We start from the raw sequence: 18,285 nt of genomic DNA on the forward strand, positions 1-18,285 counted from the left end.
GCCGATGAAGCCGCTCCTGCGTGCCGTACTGATCATCGATGCGCTATTGCTGCTGGCGTTCGGGTTGCTGTTTCTCGCGACGCCGTGGAAATCGCTGTACGACGCGTTGCACCTCGTGCAGACCGATCCGGTGCTGGTCGGGCAAGGCTTCGGGCTCGCGCTGATCGGGCTCGCGTGGCTGGCATTGCATGCGTCGCTCGACGGCGCGCTGACCGCGACGGTCGCCAAAGTGATCGGGCACGTGAACTGGCTCACGGCGGTGCTGATGCTGGTCTGGCTGATCGGCTTGCATACGCCGCCGCTGACGGGCTTCGGGCAACTGGTGGCGGTGGTGGTCGCGATCGTATTGCTGGTCGTCGGGCTGGGCGGCGTGCGGCTTGCACGCGCGGTCCGGCGCCGCGAACGCGCGATCGCGGCCGAGGCGGTCGCCGCGGAACGTGCCGATAAGGCCGCGGCGCGGCAGGCGGCGAAGGACGCGAAGCAGGAAGCGCGAGTCGAGGCGAAGGCGCAGGCGGCCGCACGCGCGACGCCGGCCGGCGGCGGTTATGCGGCGACCGAGCCTGTCGTCGAACCGGTGCTGTCGCCGCGTCAGGCGACGGTGATCGATCCCGCAACCGGCCGCACGATCGACCCGGCGAGCGGACGCGCGGTCGATCCGGTGAGCGGACGTCCGCTGGAACACGCGCGTGGATCTGCGCTCGACTCCGATGCTGCCGCGGTGCCGGCCAGCCAGCGCGGCCCTGAAACCGACGCTGCGGCGCATGACGAAGCCGCACGCGAAGCACGCGAGGAAGCGCGCCGCGACGCGGCGGGGTCGCCGGGCTCGCCGAGGCCGCCGTTTCATGGCTGAGGCGCTCGTCATTGCGCCGCTTCCAGCCGATCCCGCAGTCCGCCCGCGCTTCAGCAAGCATGGTTTTGCGCTATCCGGCCTTCGCTGCTTGCGCCCATCTTGCCGCGCACGTGAACAACGAAAAGCCGCTTCATCGGGCCGTCCCGACGACGAGAGCCACGAAAAAATCAGTTCAAGAATTCAGATCAAACCCGCGCGAGACGCGCAGTTTTCCCTATCTTCATCCATTCGATTCCGCCCGCTGCCATGCATGACAAGATCCTGATCCTCGACTTCGGTTCGCAAGTCACCCAACTGATTGCCCGGCGCATCCGCGAGGCGCACGTGCTGTCGGAAATTCATCCGCACGACGTCAGCGACGCGTTTATCCGCGAGTTCAAGCCCAAGGGCGTCATCCTGTCCGGTGGCCCGAGCTCGGTGGTCGAGACCGACACGCCGCGTGCGCCGCAAGCGGTGTTCGAACTCGGCGTGCCGGTGCTCGGCATTTGCTACGGCATGCAGACGATGGCCGAGCAGCTGGGCGGCAAGGTCGACAGCGGGCACTTGCGCGAGTTCGGTTATGCGGAGGTGCGGGCGCGCAACCACACGAGCTTCCTCGAAGGCATCGAAGATTTCCGCACGCCGGAAGGCCACGGCATGCTCAAGGTATGGATGAGCCACGGCGACAAGGTGCTCGAGATGCCGGAGGGCTTCAAGCTGATGGCGTCGACGGAATCGTGCCCGATCGCCGCGATGGCCGATGAAACGCGCCATTTCTACGGGCTGCAATGGCACCCCGAAGTCACGCATACGGTGCAGGGCCGCGCGATGCTCGAACGTTTCGTGCTGCAGATCTGCGACGCGAAGCCGGATTGGGAGATGGGCAACTATATCGACGAGGCGGTCGAGCAGATTCGTGCGCAGGTTGGTAACGAACACGTCATTCTCGGCCTGTCGGGCGGCGTCGATTCGTCGGTCGCGGCCGCGTTGCTGCATCGTGCAATCGGCGATCAGCTGACCTGCGTGTTCGTCGATCATGGTCTGTTGCGTCTGAACGAAGCCGAACAGGTGATGGCAACCTTCGCCGATCACCTCGGCGTGAAGGTGATTCATGTCGACGCGAGCGAGGCGTTCCTGTCGAAGCTCGCCGGCGTGACCGACCCGGAGGCGAAGCGCAAGATTATCGGCGCCGAGTTCGTCGAAGTGTTCCAGACCGAAGCGTCGAAGCTGACGGACGCGAAGTGGCTTGCGCAGGGCACGATCTATCCGGACGTGATCGAGTCGGCGGGCAAGGGCAAGAAAGCGACGCAGACCATCAAGAGCCACCACAACGTAGGTGGCTTGCCCGAAACGCTGAATCTGAAACTGCTCGAGCCGCTGCGCGAGCTGTTCAAGGATGAAGTGCGCGAACTCGGCGTCAAGCTTGGCCTGCCGCCGGCGATGGTGTATCGCCATCCGTTCCCGGGGCCGGGCCTTGGCGTGCGGATCCTCGGCGAAGTCCGGCGCGAGTATGCCGATTTGCTGCGCCGCGCCGATGCGATTTTCATCGAGACGCTGCGCACGTTCATCGACAAGGAAACGGGCAAGTCGTGGTACGACCTGACGAGCCAGGCGTTCGCGGTGTTTCTGCCGGTGAAGAGCGTCGGCGTGATGGGGGATGGGCGCACTTACGAATATGTCGTTGCGCTGCGCGCGGTGCAGACGCTCGACTTCATGACCGCGCATTGGGCGCATCTGCCGCATGATCTACTCGGCCATGTGTCGAACCGGATTATCAATGAGGTTCGCGGGATCAATCGTGTGGTGTACGACATTTCGGGTAAGCCGCCGGCGACAATCGAGTGGGAATAATTTAGGATCCTCTGCAGTGGTCTGCAGAGGTCCGTCGATTCCCTGATTTCCCCCACAAGATCAAGGGTTTATCGACTATTTTGGTCTGCTGCCGTCCGTCGGCAGCGTTACGTCGCCGACGGCATGAGCGACGGTATAGCATCCTTCTCTGCAGACGATCCATTTTGATACCGTCACGGCGGGTGACGGTATCAAACACGGTATCAGTTCACGGAGTATTGCATGCTTACGGACCTCGAATTGCGGGCGCTCAAGCCGACCGGCAGGATATACAAGGTGGCTGACCAGCGCGGCCTGTACGTGGCGGTTACCTCGGCCGGAGCGGTGAGTTTCCGCTTCGACTATCGTCTCAATGGGCGCCGGGAGACCCTGGTCATAGGCCGCTACGATCCCGGGCTGCCAGCACGCGGCGCACGCGCTGCCGACGAACTTACTTTTGGCATGTCGATGCGTCTTGCAGAAGCAAGGCTACTCCTTGAGCGTGCTCGCCGGGAAGTAGAGCAGGGCGTCAGTCCATCCAGAAGGAAGGTTGAAAAGCGCGTAGAAGCGGCCGACGCGATGACGTTCGGGAAATGGGCCGAAAAATACTTCGTGGAAGCCAAGCTCGCGGAGTCGACCCGCGCGATGAGGAAGTCCGTCTATGACCGGAACCTCGCAGCGGAGTTCGGGCGGCTGAAGCTCGAAGAGATCACACCGTCAAGGCTCCTGATGAGGTGTGAAAAGATCAAGGAGCGGGGTGCGGCCGCACCTGCCGTTCAGGCGCGCGACATCGTTCTCCAGATTTACCGTTTTGCGCAGGCAAGAGGGCTGAAGGTAGCCAATCCGGCGGACGACATCCGGCCCTCCGCAATCGCTACCTTCAAGCCGCGGGACCGGGCATTGACACCCGGGGAGATCCACGTGTTCTTCAAGGCCCTGGGGCGCACGCCTACGCTTCCTACGTTGCGTCTGGCGGTCAAGTTTATGCTCATGACAATGGTGCGCAAGTCGGAATTTATTCTGGCAACGTGGGATGAAGTGGACTTCAATGCGGCGATCTGGACGATTCCGAAAAACCGTATGAAAGGGGGGCGTCCGCACAACATTTATCTAAGCGATCAAGCCTTGGACATTCTGGTTACTTTCAAGACGTGTTTTGGAGCAAGCTCGTACCTGCACCCTGGGAGATACGAACTAGAACTGCCTATCAGCGCGGCCACATTGAATCGCGTCATTGACAGCGCGGTCAGACTGATTCGTGAAAGTGGGACACCGGATTTCGAGTCCTTCTCGGTTCATGACTTGCGAAGAACGGCGAGCACGCAGCTGCATGAAGCCGGGTTCAACAGCGACTGGATAGAAAAATGTCTGGCGCACGAACAACGTGGGGTGCGCGCCGTGTACAACAAGGCCGAATATGCCGAGCAGCGAAGGGGGATGCTACAGACATGGGCTGAGATGCTTGACGGGTGGATTGTGAAGGACCCTGAAATAGAGAACGGCGTAAGGCTACGACCGACCAGAAGTCCTTTGACGTCGACCGCGTAGTTGTTGTCCAGAACCAACGCGAGATTGGGAAAACATTGCAGACGAAAAGTAGCCGAACACGCAAAAGCTGAGAAGCACGTCGCGTATTCGTGATAACTCCGGTTATCAGATGTGTCGAATCGCTGGCCGGGGTAACTATCGCTTTTCGCTCGCGAAGGCGCCTAGAGCGCTCGCGTGAACCGAGTCAGCGTCGGATAAACTTCGGCAGGACAAAAAAGATGCGAGAAGCCAAGAATGGAAAAAAAGTATGCCGAAGGTGCGGTTGAAGCTGCCGATGGCGCCATCCAGAAAGCGGCTCCCGCAACTGTCGCGGACGACGACGCGAAGCGCGCAGCTGCGCGCCTGAAAGCAAAGGAGAGCTTGATCGCATCGCTCGCTGGGGGCGATTTTTCTAACCAGCAGACGCGCGTCGCCCATATCCTCAACCTGCACCCAGCCGCGCGAAACAGTGACGTGGCACTGGCCCTGAAGTATTGGGAGACGTTTCAGCCCGAACTGTACAACCCCGACGGCATCAAGCCCGCCGACTTCTTCAAGCTCGACCGCGTGCCGTTTCTCGTGCGAGCACGAGCGAAGATTCAGAACGAATACGAGTTGTTTCGGGCCGAAGACAAGGTGCGACGCCGGCGCAAGGGGCTTGAAGACGAGATGCGTGAGGCCGTGCTCACCGACGAAGCGCCACGGCAGACGCTGCAAGTTTTCTCGGATGAGACGGGGAAGGGCGATGAACACGTCATCATCGGTTCGGTGTGGGTATTGAATGGTCGCGCAGTGTATGACGTGACCAAAGCCATCAAGGACTGGCAGGCCGGCTCGAAATTCGCAAAGCGGGAATTGCACTTTTCGGCGTTCGGCAAGGGTGACATGGCGGCCGTAGTTGACTACCTCAACATAGTGGCGGCAAATCGGGAGTTCCTCAGCTTCAAGCTGATCGCAATGTCGAGGCGCAACACGCGGCGGCCCATCGAAGAAGTGGTGCAGCGTCTGCACGAGTTCATGCTAGTACGCGGGCTACGACACGAAATCGAAAGCGGCCGCGTCGGTGTGCCACGACATGTTGCGGTCACGATGGACGAGGAGCAGTCGATCGACCGCATCGTCTTGGCGGAAATGCGCAACAGGGTAGCCGATGGCGTCGAGCGTGCTCGTCTTGATGGGATTTCGCTCGATGAGCGATTTAACGCTGTATCGTCGAAAGACAGTGCGCTCGTACAGCTTGCCGACGTCATCGCGGGTGCGGCGAACCGTCGGCTCAGTTTCAAGGGCGAGCGCAACTATAAAGACGAAATTGCGGATCGGGTGATGGACGTCTTGGGATTGCAGTTGGAGGAGGGCGTCGCACCCGGGGTCGACGCTGCGGTGCTTTTTCGGATCTAGCGTCGCTTGCCACCGGGCGGAACGGCTGCAAGGCATACACCAGGCAAGGGCGTGCCGATCAGGTAGTGGCTTCCGGCCACAGCCTTCGGCGGCCGCCGCGCCGAAGGCGGTTTGGCCCCATACCGCCGAAAGTTCACGCCTCATACGTGACGACGTAATATTGACCGTCGATAATTGACAGCGTCTATCATTACGGGACGCCCCGGTCGGCGGATTCCCTCGCGTTCGCCCCGGAAATTAAGTCTCAATTCGAGCGTCGTTCCTCGCTCCAATTCGTGGACCAGGATAACCGATGTTTTCGCCCGCGCGCCCGCCAATTTTGTTCGGTCAGTTCGAGCTACTGCCAGACGAGAGGCAGTTACTCCGCAATGGTGAGTTCATCGAGGTAGGAGGACGCGCTTTCGACGTACTGCTCCTTCTCGTCAGCAAGCCAGGACAGATAATTTCACACAGAGAATTCCGCGAGGTCGTTTGGCCCAAAGCAGTAGTCGAGGATGTGAACCTGCGGGTGCACATTACAGCTTTAAGGAAAATCCTGGCGGTCGGCCTCGACGAATCGCACGGTATCCGCAGCATCACGGGTCGGGGCTACTGCTTCATCGGGCCTGTAAGCGCAGCCGATCGTGCCTTCACGGAACAGCCCGACGGCGAGGCGCGAGCCGCGGATGACATTGGTCGCCTCATTGGCCGGCGCAGCGATGTCGCTGCAATCTCGAAGCTGCTGCTTGACAAGCGGCTGGTATCGATAGTAGGGCCCGGGGGCGTTGGCAAGACTGCGGTAGCATTTTCTGTCATACGCTCTTTCGGTCTCGCGCGGCCGGTCACAGCAGTGAGCGTCGAACTCTCTTCGATCAGCAACACCAACCATGTAGCGAGCACGGTGGCGTCAGTGCTCGGAATCCTGGCCGATTCGGACGCTCCAACAAACGCAATCGTCGAATACTTGCGCCAGACCCCGCATCTCTTGCTTTTCGATTGCTGCGAGCGGGTGATCGATGCTGCCGCCGCGCTGGTCGAAACGATAAATCGTCAAGTTGACGATGTGACCATCCTTATCACAAGTCGCGAGCCTCTCCGTGTGCCCGAGGAATGGGTGTATCGGCTCAAACCTCTCGACGCACCGAGCGTGTCTGAAGGGAAGACGCCCGGGCTTGCCATGGCATTTTCAGCTGTGCGGCTCTTTTGCGAGAGAGCCACGGCATTGCAAGCGGACGCGTTCGTGCTCGACGAGGGGAACGTGGAATGCATTTGTCAACTATGCCGTTCCCTAGACGGGCTTCCGCTCGCGATCGAACTGGCTGCGTCGCAGGTTCACGTTTACAGCGCGCAAGGACTATTGGATGCGCTTGACGACCGGCTCGACCTTTTGGCGCGAGGTCACCGCACGGCTCTGCCTCGTCACAGAACGCTTCGTGCGACGCTCGATTGGAGCTATGACACCCTAACCGAGGAGGAGCGTCGGATTCTCCGGTACGTATCGCTGTTTCGCGGCGAGTTCACCTTGGCACAGATGGCGGCGCTCGTTGAGCCGCAGGAGCCGTTACCGCGCCGTTCTGTAAGCGGTCTCGTTGACAAATCACTAATGACAGCAGTTCCGAAGACTCATCCACCGAAGTTTCGGCTGCTCGACAGCACTCGGGCGTATGGAGTCTACAGGCTGAAGCTGCTGCATGAATTCGATGAAGCCGCTCGCCGTCACGCCGCATACTTTCTCTCTCTGTTCACTGAACCCGCTGTCTGGTCAGCGCACCAGTCTTCAATCGACCCGTTGGCAAGCGATGCGTCGATTCTTGACGATGTGCGCGCAGCCCTGGACTGGTCGCTATCCAGTGAAGGTGACGTTGCGACCGGTGTCTCGCTTACTTGGGCCTGCGCCCCTTTGTTTTACCAGCTGTCTCTTTGTAACGAATACCGTCAGAGGGTCAACAAAGCCCTCGAGCTCGTGCATCGTGCGAGAAATGCTGAACCAGAAGCCGAGTTCAGATTGCAACTTGCCCTAGCACAAGCAGACTTTCTTACGCAGTCGCTCAGAGGTGGGATCTCGACTCGCGCATATCATGATGCTTTGTCGCTAGCGGAGGAGTATCAACACGATTCGCGCCAAGTCCAAGTTCTTTACGGGATTATCGTGATGACGACGATGGCGGGAGAGTATCAGAGAGCCAACAATTTCTGCGATCGCCTCGACATTCTCACCCGCAAGCGCATTGCCGACGTGCCGTTGTACCATCGTATGAAGGCACTGGTCGACACTCAGCGTGGAGAAGTGAAGAGCTCCCTCCGCCATTCTGCACTTGCTCTGTCGTTGTATGGGCCGCAAAGCGCGAGGAGAACACTGCAAGACCCAACACAATACGACGCGCGCGCTGCTCTCACGTCCCTCGAGTCCCGAACCTTGTGGCTCGTGGGTCAGGTCGACGATGCCGCTCGTCTTGCACTACAGAGCGTTGAGGAGGCGCGCGCGCTCGGACATGACTTGTCGTTGTGCTGTTCTTTGGCGTCGGGTGCGTGCCCAGTTGCATGCTGGCGTGGTGACCACCTCGAGCTGGCGCAGTTCCTCCTGATGCTGGAGGGCTTGGCAACCGAGCGCCTGTTGATTAACTGGCGAGACCAGGCAAAATGCTACGCTTTTGCGCTTCCAGAGCGAAACTTGCCCGAAGGCCAAGGTTGGTGGCGTCATTTTGACCATTTGGCGCCGACAGCGCACGAAAAGCTCGTAAGCGTCAATCATCGATTGTTGACGCCGCTTGCGATCGAGCGTGCACGTTCCGGAAAGGCGGGTTGGGCGACGGCGGAAATATGGCGTGCGTTAGGTGAGCAGCATCTTGCTCAGTCGACGGGGTCGATAAATGAGTCTGAAGTGTTATTTCGTGAAGCCATCGCAGTATCCAAAAAGCAGGGAATGCTATCTTGGGAATTGCGGGCCGCGACCAGTCTGGCTCGTCTGCTAGATGGCAGCGGGCAGCATGCTGAGGCTGAAGACGTCGTGTCCGACATCTTGACTCGCTTCGATCAAGGTGCTGAAACTAAAGACTTGAAAGCAGCGCGCTCGGTACTTAGGCAGGTCACAGCAGACAAAAACGCTGGCTAAACCTATCAGACATTGCTAACCCCCCTGACAAGCGCGAGCAAGCACTGCAGGTGTTCGCACTCGCCGCTAGGAACCTTGCCCAGCCTGGCACGCAGAATAGCGGAAGCGACATTACAGAGCTTGTTAAAACTAATTGCCCCCGGCTCTGTCAGAGAGACAAGCACATTTCGGCGATCATCGACGCTGCGCCTGCGCTGGACGAAGTGATTCGCCTCCAGCTTATCGAGTGCTCGGGTCACCACTGCGCGATCCACATCAAGTTTTTGCGCGATGCCAGCAGGCGAATGAGCTCGCCCACTAGCTATTGCCACTAGCATGCTCAGCTGTAGGAAATTGACCGCGAAATCCGACAAACCGGCATCGATCTCGTGGATGACCAGATCGCCTGTTCGGCGCAACGCCATTGCGAGCTCATGTTCACGAAGAAAGCCTTCATCAACTGGGTTTATCATTACGACCTCAACCTCGTTATCCGGCGGCAGACGTCAATTGGCCCGAAGCATCGTTTGGTCGGGGAAGCATTCATCGGTCTGCCGTGGCTTGCCGAGTCGTTCTCAATGCCAGTTGCTGTCAGCCGAATGAGTGATGACTGCAGTCGGCTGGCGAGGCCATCTTGATCCTAGGTACAACTGTTCGCCTTAAGCGTAAGGTTTTGGTAGCATGACTGTCTTCAACTTTGCGCACGGTTGCTCGCCAAATCTGGGAAGAGGACGACGAACTAGCCGCCAAACGGATTTAGCATGGTCCCTATATCATAGCCATGCAACCCATCGCGTAGTCACCCTCGTCTTTCCGCTCCGCGAACACCGATTCTCTTTGCGGCGACCATGCCGCGTCACATATTCAAATTCGAAGCATCCGAGGGGCTGAAGGCCTCCGACGCGTGTTCGATAAACGCTCTGACCTTAGCAGGTAGAAGCGTACGACTGCTGTAAGCCAGCCGGATTTCGATGTTTCTGTCCGAAAGCTCACAGCCAGACAGAACGTTTATCAGACGGCCTGACGCAACATCTTCATGCACCAGTGGCACCGGAAGAATCCCGAGGCCCAGGCCGGCACGGACCATCTCTGCGTTGAATGCAGGACTGTTAGAAGCCACGTCCGCACTCATTTGTATTTCAAACTTTTCGTCATTGCAGGCACCGTTCACAATCGGTTTCCGTATGCCAGGTGACACGGTTACGAATCGGTGACTTGTTAGATCTGCGGGCTTTTCTGGCGTCCCATGCTGCGCGAGATACTCGGGCGATGCGACAATTACTTGCGGAATCCGCTCAAGCAATCTTGTGATCACTGTATCGCTCCTGAGCATGTACGGCAGCACAATTCCCAAATCGTAGCCGTCGGCAGCAAGGTCGACCGGTCGTTCGAGGAGCGTCACGTCGAGTTCGACGCCGGGATAGCGCCGCTTGAAGGTGCTCATCAAAGGCACGAGCAAACTCATTGTCGCGGTGGTATGCGCGACAATCCTAAGCAGGCCGGTCGCCATCAGCGTCTGGTCGCGAGCGTCGGCTTCCAACGCGACTAAGTCCTCAAGTATGCGTGTACAGCGCTCAAGTAGCCTCGCGCCGGCTTCCGTTAGGGCGACCTGGCGTGTGCTTCGATGGAACAGCCGGCTCGAAAGCCGTTTTTCCAACGACGAAATGGCTCTCGACACAGCCGGCGCCCCAATGCCCAGGATGTCGCCGGCCCGAGTGAAGCTTCCTGTTTCTGTTACAGCGCGAAAAACGCGCAGAGTTTCAAGATAGTCCATGCAGACCAGACCCGGAGCCAAACGTAAGCACCATCGCGGTGCGTTTGCAAGCTTCTGAGGAAGTAGACTAGACGCCGGCGACGAATATTGCCGATAGTATGTTCGGGGCGTGCTTTTGAGAAGTTTCCGAGTGTTAATCGCCGTTAAGCAGTGTTAATCGGGCATGGATTCTCTGCCGCAAGCGTTTTTGCAACCGGGGCGACGGTGGCGTAACTGAAGGTGGTGCGCACGCAGTACTGCTCGTTCGGTATCTTCGCCGCACGCCTGCCAGATCGTGTGTGCGCTGAGCAGAGGGATCGAATGCGGAAAACTCATCGCTGGTATTCGCTATGCCGTAGTTCACCTCATCAGTTACATCCAGACCGAGTTTTTATGCGCTTGGCCGACGATCTTGCGGCGCCTTAGAGCCCAGTGTGTGCAACTCAAAGTGGCAAACCGTCCGGCACACGGACTGGCGAGCGCATCCCGATCGCCGATGCCTTATGCAACGCAACAAAGCGGCTGCGCTTTTAGAATTCGGCAGCTCGTCGAACTTTTCTATCACGGTTACCGGCTGCGTGAGTGTCTACCCTATGATGTGGCCGCTGGTTGAATACCGTTGCTATCGCACGCCGCGCGCGGCGGTTGGAGGGTCAAGCAGTCAGGGCGGCTGGGCGTTAGGCGAGCTCGAGAAACAGTGAGTCGCACGACCGAAAAGGGTGGGCTGCGCGACGCTAGAAACCTCAGAATCTATGACGCACCCCCACGACGGCGACGAGCTGGCGATTCGACGTCGACGGTATTGCGTAGGCCAAGCTCGCCACCGCTTTCTTGCCAGTCGAGTCGTATCCGGACGCCGTCTGGAAGACCGCCATTGCGTAGACGTCCGTGCGTTTCGAAGCGAAGTAGTCCGCGCCGAGATCGACCTGGTTATACCTTGCACCGTCGCGTCCCGCCAGACCGCCGGCTGCCGTGTATTCGTACGCGGCGCAAAGCATCAACGCAGGCGTCACCATGTAGCGCACGCTGATTTCCGCGATGTTGAACACGGCGGCCCTGCCGAGGGCAGCGGAATTGACGCCTGTTACGGCAGTTGCGCCCAGGCTGTTAAAGGATGAGTGCGTATAAGCGGCGGCAAGCGTTGCCCGCCCGATCTGATAGCTGCCGCCGACACCGGCGATCTCGAGCGAACCGGCGCCTGCCAGTCCTGAAATGACGGGTCCGCTCATGTTGGCTGCGGTCGTGCTGGCCGAGGCGTTGCTGCCGAAAACCGAGAAGTTGGGATTCTTCGCCATTGCGTATGCAGCGCCCAACGCAATCGGTCCGTTCGCGTAGCTTGCGGCCGCGGAGTAGTAAGCGTTTCTCGAAATGTGGCCCGCGACACCCCCGAAGCTGTACATCGCTGCGAAACTGAATCCCTCAAAGCTCGGCGATCGGTATTTAACGGCATTGTTGATCCGCTCACTTCCATCCATATCGTCGAGATCGGCCGGGTGGGCGCCATAACCCGCGCCTGTGAGCGCCCAGACACCCCCGGCCGTGAATATGCCGACATAGTCATAGGTGATTGGATATTGTCGGCCCAAAGTCAGCGTGCCAAGATCGTTGGATGAAAGGCCGACGAACGCTTGCCGTCCGAGCAGCGTGCCGCCTTGCGTCATGGTCCCGTTCGATCCGTTAAAGCCGCCCTCCAAGGTGAACAAGGCGCTCAAGCCACCACCGAGATCTTCCGTTCCCTTGAGCCCCCAGCGGCTTTGCCCCTCGTTGCCGCTCGTCAGCGCATATTGGCGCTTGCCGCCCGCATTGGTGCTGAACGTGAGCCCTTCGTCCGCAACGCCGAATAGCGTGATGCTGCTCTGCGCAAGCGCCGGCGTGAGGTGTGCTACCGAAAGGCACACGCCGATTGCGGAGATCAATGCGAATCGTCCGTGATTGAGAACAAACTCGATAGACATAGGTTTCATTTTTAGGATGCCTAAGTGGGAAAGCTTACGAATCGTTGGATGATGTGTATGGAAACCGTATCCGTCGATTTAGGTGATATCGATGTGACTGTTTGCCGCTCGAGACTTCTGCTGGCGTTTCGCCGGCGCAGATGATTCAGGGCGTCGACGTGCGCGACGCCGGAAAGAACCGGTCCATCAGGCTCACAACGGCGAAGACAAGGATGTTGACCGTAAGCGCGACGGCACCGACGTTGACGTCGTGCAGCGAAGCCGGCAGAAACGGCAGTAGCTTCGCGGTACGTGTACCCGTCAGTGAGATTGATGCGACGCACAGCATGCCGGCTGCGACACCCGCGATCGACCCGCGGGTCGTGGCTGGGTTACGGTGCAGCAAGCTAGCGAAGAATGCGGGCGCGAGCTGCGTCACGAAGTTGTAGCCCATCAGCAGCAGTGCAACGACGGTCTGGCTACCGGACAGCGCAAAGCTCACGCAGACAGTCATAATGACCGGGACGGCAAGCTTAGCGAGGGAGACGGTAAACCGATCGCTGCGCGGCGGCCCAAAGCCGCCGACCAGATCGCGTGAGAACAGGATCGACGTGGTGAGAACGAGCATCGATCCGGGCACGATCGCGCACAATGCGCCGGCGGCGCCGAGCAGCGCGATGAACCACTCGGGCATCGCACCCATCGCCAGTTTAAAGAGACTCAGGTCCGCCTGAGCGCCGGAGAGTCCGGGCACCACACCGACCGCCGTGAAGCCGACGAAGAATACCAGCGCGAGCAGCAGGCTATACGCTGGCAACAGGCACGCGTTGCGTCGCAGAACCGCGACGTTGCCCGACGTGAAGGTGGCGGCGAACACATGCGGCCACATGAAGAACCCTAGTGTGGACAGGATGATGGTTGAGGCGAACCACACGGGACTGAATCCACTCTGCGCTATTGCGGTGAACCCCGGCTTAGACGCTTCCAGCGACGTGAACATCGCGTGGATGCCACCGTAATAGTGGATCGGCAGATAGATGCCAAGGAATACGACCAGTAGAACGATCACGATGTCTTTGACCGACGAGACCCACGCCGATCCGTGCACGCCCGAAAGCATCACGTTGATCGTAATGGCAACGGCGCCGAGCACGATGCCCGAGGCCGGCGATAACGCATTCGACGACGCGGTGCTGACGATGATCGCCATGCCTTTGAGTTGCAGCACGATATATGGAATCAACGCGACGATGCCGACCGTCGCCGCGATCACGCCGAGTGCTCGACTGTCATATTTTTTCCGCAAGAAATCGGGTAGCGAAACCAACCGGTGTCTTTTTGCGTATCGCCATATGGCAGGCGACAGCCAGAAGGAGAGGGTGTAGGCGAGACACTCGTATGCGAGGATGTAATACACTGCGCCGCCACGGCCATAGGCGAATCCGCTTGCGCCGAGCACCGTGAAAGTCGTAAAGCTTTCGCCTGCCATCAGAAGGAACACGAAGACCGTTCCAAACGCACGGTCTCCCACGCTCCATTGCTCGAGGTTCATGTTTGTTCGAAGCCTCGGCAGCGCACTTACGAGGACTGACGCGACGACGGTCGCGACGATGACGGTGGTCGAAAAATTCATGAAGTTTCTCCGTTCGTCTCGTCGTGTTCGTCGCGAATCGTCGAGTCGATGATCAGTAACGCTACAGTCGTCAGCATTGCGCACCCCATCATCCAGGCGAGCAGGAAAGGCACGCCGAGGACGTAGGGCGTAACGCGATTGCCGAAGAAGATCCCCGCGAAAATGGCGATGCAGGGAATGGCAGCAAGTACGTTGATTTTTTTCACGGCTTGTTTCTCCTCTCGTCTGTATGGTGGCCCGATTCAGACCGGCAGGAGTCTGGCTACCAACTGCGTCCAGTAGGCGACGCCAAGCGGGATAATGCCGTCATTGAAGTCGTAGAGCGGGTGATGGAGGCTATGCGTGTGCCCTTCGTCGTCATTGCCAAACCACACGTAGCAACCGGGCTTCTCGCGAGCGAAATAGGAGAAGTCTTCGGCGGCCATCGACGGAAGATGCCCTTGCAGAACGTTTTTTTTGCCAACCACGCTCGCCGCAACCTCGCGTGCGATGTCGGCCAGGCTGGCATCGTTGATGGTCGGTGGATAGTTACGCCGATACCGGACATCGACGCTGGCACCAAACGCTGCAGCGACGGATCGCGCAACGTCGTGGAGGCGCGTCTCGAGCAGCTGCCGCACCGACTCCTTGTGCGCGCGGACGGATCCGCTGAGCGCTAGTCGATTCGGATGGACGTGGTATTCGTCGCCGCCATGTATCTTGGCCACGCCGATGACCGCTGAATCTTGGGGGTGAATGTTCCGCGCCGGGATCGATTGCAGAGCAGTGACAATATGGCAGGCTGCCAGAACGGCGTCCACGCCTTCCTGCGGCATGCCGCCGTGACATCCTTTCCCAATTATCTCAATGTCGAAGTAATCGACCGCGGCCATCGTCTCACCGCTGTGCACCACTGCGGTGCCGGTCGGCATTCCGGGCCAGTTATGCAGGCCCCAGAACGAGTCGACCGGAAAGCGCTCGAGGAGTCGATCGTCAAGCATCGCCTTGGCGCCGCCCGCGCCTTCTTCGGCAGGCTGGAAGATGAGCACGACCGTTCCGTCGAACTCGCGCGAGCGCGCGAGCACTTCGGCTGCACCGACCAGCATTGCTGTATGGCCGTCGTGGCCGCAGCCATGCATGTGATTGTCGTAAGTCGAGTGATGGGCGACGCTCTTGTGATCCGGCATCTGCAACGCGTCCATGTCGGCGCGTAATGCAATGCGCCGGCCGCTGGCGGTCGATTTGCCTTCGATCACGCCGACCACACCTGTGCGGCCGATTCCGGTGTGCACTTCGATGCCAAGTGCGCCGAGCCGCTCTGCGACGAGCGCGGCAGTGCGGCGCTCCTGGAACGCCAGTTCCGGATGGCGGTGGATGTCTCGCCGTAGTTCTACGAGGCTAAGGATGTGATCTTCGCGTTGCATGGTTTCTCCCTAAATATGTTTGCGGCGCTGCCATCAACCGCGCCTGATTTAATGTACGTATAGTAAATAAAGGTGTCACGTACAGGTTTACCCTGATTTAACAGCGACGAACCCATGGTTTCCACAACACGCAACCGGAATTAGTGGACGTACAGTATGTCAGCGAGCACCTGTATAATTTTGGTCGCGGTGACTGATAGTTCCGGAGGGACACGTGAACAGCAGCGAAGAGGCAGTCATGGAGAGGCAGAGAGACGAGTCGTCCAGCAAGGCGAACAAGCATTCGTCGGGTCGGGGCCGGCCCCGATCGCAAACCGCGAGGACGGCGGTACTGGGTGCCGCCTATCAATTGGCGGCATCGCAGGGCGGGCAGGGAACGACCATCGAGGCGATCGCCAAGTCCTCCGGCGTGTCGAAAATGACGATCTACAAGTGGTGGCCCGATCGGCAGACATTGTTGACCGACGCCTTTCTCTGGCAAATCGGACTCGAAGTGCCGTTGTCCGAGAGCGGCGATGCTGCGCAGTCAATTCATCAGCATGCCGCCCGATATGTTTCGCTCCTGGGTGGCGATATGGGGCGTGTTCTTAAAGTCGTTCTGTCAGAGTGCCTGACCCGGTCAGGCGATACGGCCACGTTCTTCGATCGCTATCTCAAGGAGCGCCGCGAACTGGGTGCGCGCGTCATATCCTCTGGCCAGCGATCCGGGGCAATTCGTTCGAAGAGCGAGCCGTTTGATGTTTACGACCGGATCTATGGAACGATCTTTTACCGCTTCATTTTTGGCATGCCTGATCTGAATCCGGCGTTTGTCCGGCAACTGGTCGATGACGTGCTCGACCGGTGACCGTGCAAGCCGGGGAGGAGTGAGGCGTTAGAACATTGGCAGATTTCTCGCGCCTCCTAACTGCCCTATGACTCAGCTAGATGCCAGATATCTCCAGTTGACGGGCGCGGTCCAGACCGTTACGCAGGTTCCCGTCAACATATCGCCGAAGCAAACGTCTACGCACTGACGCCTGCAGGCTGCGAACCCGCCGGAAGTCGCGCCTCCTTACCGAATACATCATGGAATATTCCCGCGAGGGCGACCGCGTTGGTACCATGGACTCGGTAGTCGCCGGTCCGCGCAAAAACAACAAAGCGATCACTGCGCACAACCTGCGAACTGCAGATTGCGGATCGTAGCGTGCGTGCCATAACTGCTGACAGCAAAACTGTTCGCATGAATCGGGCAGTGACGTACTTTCGCGCCGTTCACAGTGGCGCCCCCCGTATCTCAAGGGATATCGTCTCAGGACCTCCGACGTTGCGGGAGGTCAATCGCCGGTTTACTGCCTTAGCGCGACGCCTGTAGCTTTCCCTTGTCTCCCGGCAAAGCGTGCCGGATGGTCTTGAAATAGACCTCGATTAACACGTGTTAAATGAGGCCGCCCACGGCAGCAGCTCATGGCTACCGATGGTGGCGGTTCAGCCCCAAATGCTTGGCCCTGCAAGAGAGCCAACATTCGTCGCGAAAGACGCCTGCCGGGAGAGTGGCCGGCATCGAGGGAAAGCATCGTGGAATTAACACCTTTTAACTCACTGTTTGAGTCTCCACGCCTCATATTACGTTTGAGCCGGGCAATGCGCTCGCTGTACGTGCTGAAACTCGGTCTCTCTTGACATAGCGTGCGGGATGCCAATGGACAATTGATCGATCTTCTCTTCAAGACAGAGGACGATGGTGGCTGAACTTGACACATACGACGTATGGATTCGCGTCGTCGCCTTGCTGTCAGGGGGCGAGACCGAGCTGGCAGTGCCTCGCACGGAACGACGTGCAGTTCATGGGGTGCCGGCAGCACTACCTTGGCCGGCAGACGTAAAGATTCGTGTACTTGATCGGGTTTCGTCGCGCAGCATCTCGGTAGCTTTGGCGCATCCGTGCTTGGGCTATTGCGGCTGGCAAAGGTGGCACCGGGCTCTGGCACGAAAAAGTGGAATATGTGTGCTAAGTGGTGATTCCGTCTCTCGAGGCGACGTCATATACAAGCTCGCCGGCTCTTTCACCCCTTCTCGCGCGGACCACGTGATGCTCGCGCGGCACGTGGACGTCACCCTAGAAAGCCAGGGATAAGCGCTTTCCTTCGCCACATGTCCTTTTGGGTAAGCAGCGTACATGGCAAGAACAGGCTCGACGACGATCGTGCGTGCGTCGTAAAAGGGAGACGCCGTTTGATACGCGCGCGACGCGAGCAATCAACGGAAAGACAAAAATTTGGATTAACAACTTGAACGCGCGACGCGCGTCTAGATTGCGGTGCGATGAGATGCGGTGCGGACGAAAGCTAATTCTGCCGACGATCCAACCGAACACGAGTGCGGGCACGCTGCCTGTCTCTGAATTTTATAACGCCTTGCTAAGGTGCTCCATGAATCCTAAACCAGTCACATCTGGTCTTTCGATCAGTCCACAATTGAGCATTGCGGATATCGAAGCCGCAAAGGCGCAGGGATTTCGATCCATCATCGTCAATCGACCAGATGGTGAGGAAGCTGGGCAACCGACCATCGAGGAAATGCGGAACGCTGCGAGCGCCGCCGGCTTGGGTTTCGCCGCGATTCCTGTCACACCCGGCAAGGCAAGCGTCGAAGATGCAGCGCGGTTCGATCTGGCCATCAGGACGCTGGAAGGCCCTGTAATCGCCTATTGCCGAACCGGCGTGAGAGCCGCCACGCTCTGGGCGCTATCGCTTGGATCATCGACCGCCCCTGACTTGCTATTGCAAACGCTTTCCTCCGCTGGCTACGACCTAAGCGCTATGAAGCCACGACTTGAAGCGCTCTATAAAGGCAGGGGAGCGAGCAACAACACGGATTCGACGCAAAACGGGTAGCGAGAACCCTTACGACTCGCTACTCGGGC

The 18,285-nt window shown here is 59.0% G+C and carries 14 protein-coding genes; 8 read left to right on the forward strand and 6 right to left on the reverse strand.

The window, feature by feature from the left end; translation table 11 throughout:
* The first annotated feature begins 4 nt into the window (after positions 1 to 4).
* The 5 genes from BTO02_RS09915 (at position 5) to BTO02_RS09935 (ending at position 8,675) form a co-directional block, all read left to right on the forward strand.
* Positions 5 to 850 (forward strand): hypothetical protein, encoded by an 846-nt coding sequence (locus BTO02_RS09915; RefSeq protein WP_075156891.1) that lies wholly within the window; start codon positions 5 to 7, stop codon positions 848 to 850.
* 246 nt (positions 851 to 1,096) lie between these two features.
* Complete coding sequence (gene guaA, locus BTO02_RS09920) at positions 1,097 to 2,680, forward strand: glutamine-hydrolyzing GMP synthase (protein ID WP_075156892.1); 1,584 nt, start codon at positions 1,097 to 1,099, stop codon at positions 2,678 to 2,680.
* A gap of 222 nt (positions 2,681 to 2,902) precedes the next feature.
* Positions 2,903 to 4,207 carry a tyrosine-type recombinase/integrase gene (locus tag BTO02_RS09925; protein WP_075156893.1) on the forward strand — a complete coding sequence of 435 codons (1,305 nt, stop codon included), beginning with the start codon at positions 2,903 to 2,905 and terminating at the stop codon, positions 4,205 to 4,207.
* Between the two features lie 234 nt (positions 4,208 to 4,441).
* Positions 4,442 to 5,584 (forward strand): DUF3800 domain-containing protein, encoded by a 1,143-nt coding sequence (locus BTO02_RS09930; protein WP_075156894.1) that lies wholly within the window; start codon positions 4,442 to 4,444, stop codon positions 5,582 to 5,584.
* A gap of 292 nt (positions 5,585 to 5,876) precedes the next feature.
* A complete protein-coding gene (locus BTO02_RS09935) occupies positions 5,877 to 8,675 on the forward strand; it encodes an ATP-binding protein (RefSeq protein ID WP_075156895.1) in 2,799 nt (932 codons plus the stop codon).
* A 5-nt stretch (positions 8,676 to 8,680) separates the two neighbouring features.
* On the opposite strand, the gene BTO02_RS09940 is transcribed toward BTO02_RS09935, so the two are convergent.
* From BTO02_RS09940 to BTO02_RS09970, 6 genes are all read right to left on the reverse strand, one after another.
* Positions 8,681 to 9,127 carry a MarR family winged helix-turn-helix transcriptional regulator gene (locus BTO02_RS09940; RefSeq protein ID WP_083615056.1) on the reverse strand — a complete coding sequence of 149 codons (447 nt, stop codon included), beginning with the start codon at positions 9,125 to 9,127 and terminating at the stop codon, positions 8,681 to 8,683.
* Positions 9,128 to 9,510: 383 nt separating this feature from the next.
* Positions 9,511 to 10,428, reverse strand: a complete 918-nt coding sequence (locus tag BTO02_RS09950) for a LysR family transcriptional regulator (protein ID WP_075156898.1) — start codon at positions 10,426 to 10,428, stop codon at positions 9,511 to 9,513.
* 722 nt (positions 10,429 to 11,150) lie between these two features.
* The gene (locus BTO02_RS09955; RefSeq protein ID WP_332262262.1) at positions 11,151 to 12,371 is read right to left on the reverse strand and encodes a porin; all 1,221 of its coding nucleotides are present in this window, start codon (positions 12,369 to 12,371) and stop codon (positions 11,151 to 11,153) included.
* A gap of 136 nt (positions 12,372 to 12,507) precedes the next feature.
* A complete protein-coding gene (locus BTO02_RS09960; protein ID WP_075156899.1) occupies positions 12,508 to 13,974 on the reverse strand; it encodes a sodium:solute symporter family protein in 1,467 nt (488 codons plus the stop codon).
* On the reverse strand, positions 13,971 to 14,180 hold the full coding sequence (locus BTO02_RS09965; RefSeq protein WP_075156900.1) for a DUF3311 domain-containing protein: 210 nt from the start codon (positions 14,178 to 14,180) through the stop codon (positions 13,971 to 13,973). The genes BTO02_RS09960 and BTO02_RS09965 overlap by 4 nt, the downstream gene beginning before the upstream one ends.
* Before the next feature lie 36 nt (positions 14,181 to 14,216).
* A complete protein-coding gene (locus BTO02_RS09970; protein ID WP_075156901.1) occupies positions 14,217 to 15,377 on the reverse strand; it encodes a M20 aminoacylase family protein in 1,161 nt (386 codons plus the stop codon).
* Positions 15,378 to 15,591: 214 nt separating this feature from the next.
* Here BTO02_RS09970 and BTO02_RS09975 point away from each other — a divergent pair, with 214 nt between their 5' ends.
* The 3 genes from BTO02_RS09975 (at position 15,592) to BTO02_RS09985 (ending at position 18,256) form a co-directional block, all read left to right on the forward strand.
* Positions 15,592 to 16,224: a TetR/AcrR family transcriptional regulator gene (locus BTO02_RS09975; protein WP_083615058.1), complete on the forward strand. Its 633-nt coding sequence runs from the start codon at positions 15,592 to 15,594 to the stop codon at positions 16,222 to 16,224.
* A gap of 876 nt (positions 16,225 to 17,100) precedes the next feature.
* Positions 17,101 to 17,496, forward strand: a complete 396-nt coding sequence (locus tag BTO02_RS35635; protein WP_075156902.1) for a DUF3331 domain-containing protein — start codon at positions 17,101 to 17,103, stop codon at positions 17,494 to 17,496.
* 295 nt (positions 17,497 to 17,791) lie between these two features.
* Positions 17,792 to 18,256 (forward strand): TIGR01244 family sulfur transferase, encoded by a 465-nt coding sequence (locus tag BTO02_RS09985; RefSeq protein ID WP_075156903.1) that lies wholly within the window; start codon positions 17,792 to 17,794, stop codon positions 18,254 to 18,256.
* Positions 18,257 to 18,285 lie beyond the last annotated feature (29 nt).

The sequence above is a fragment of the Paraburkholderia sp. SOS3 genome, assembly GCF_001922345.1.
Classification (GTDB): domain Bacteria; phylum Pseudomonadota; class Gammaproteobacteria; order Burkholderiales; family Burkholderiaceae; genus Paraburkholderia.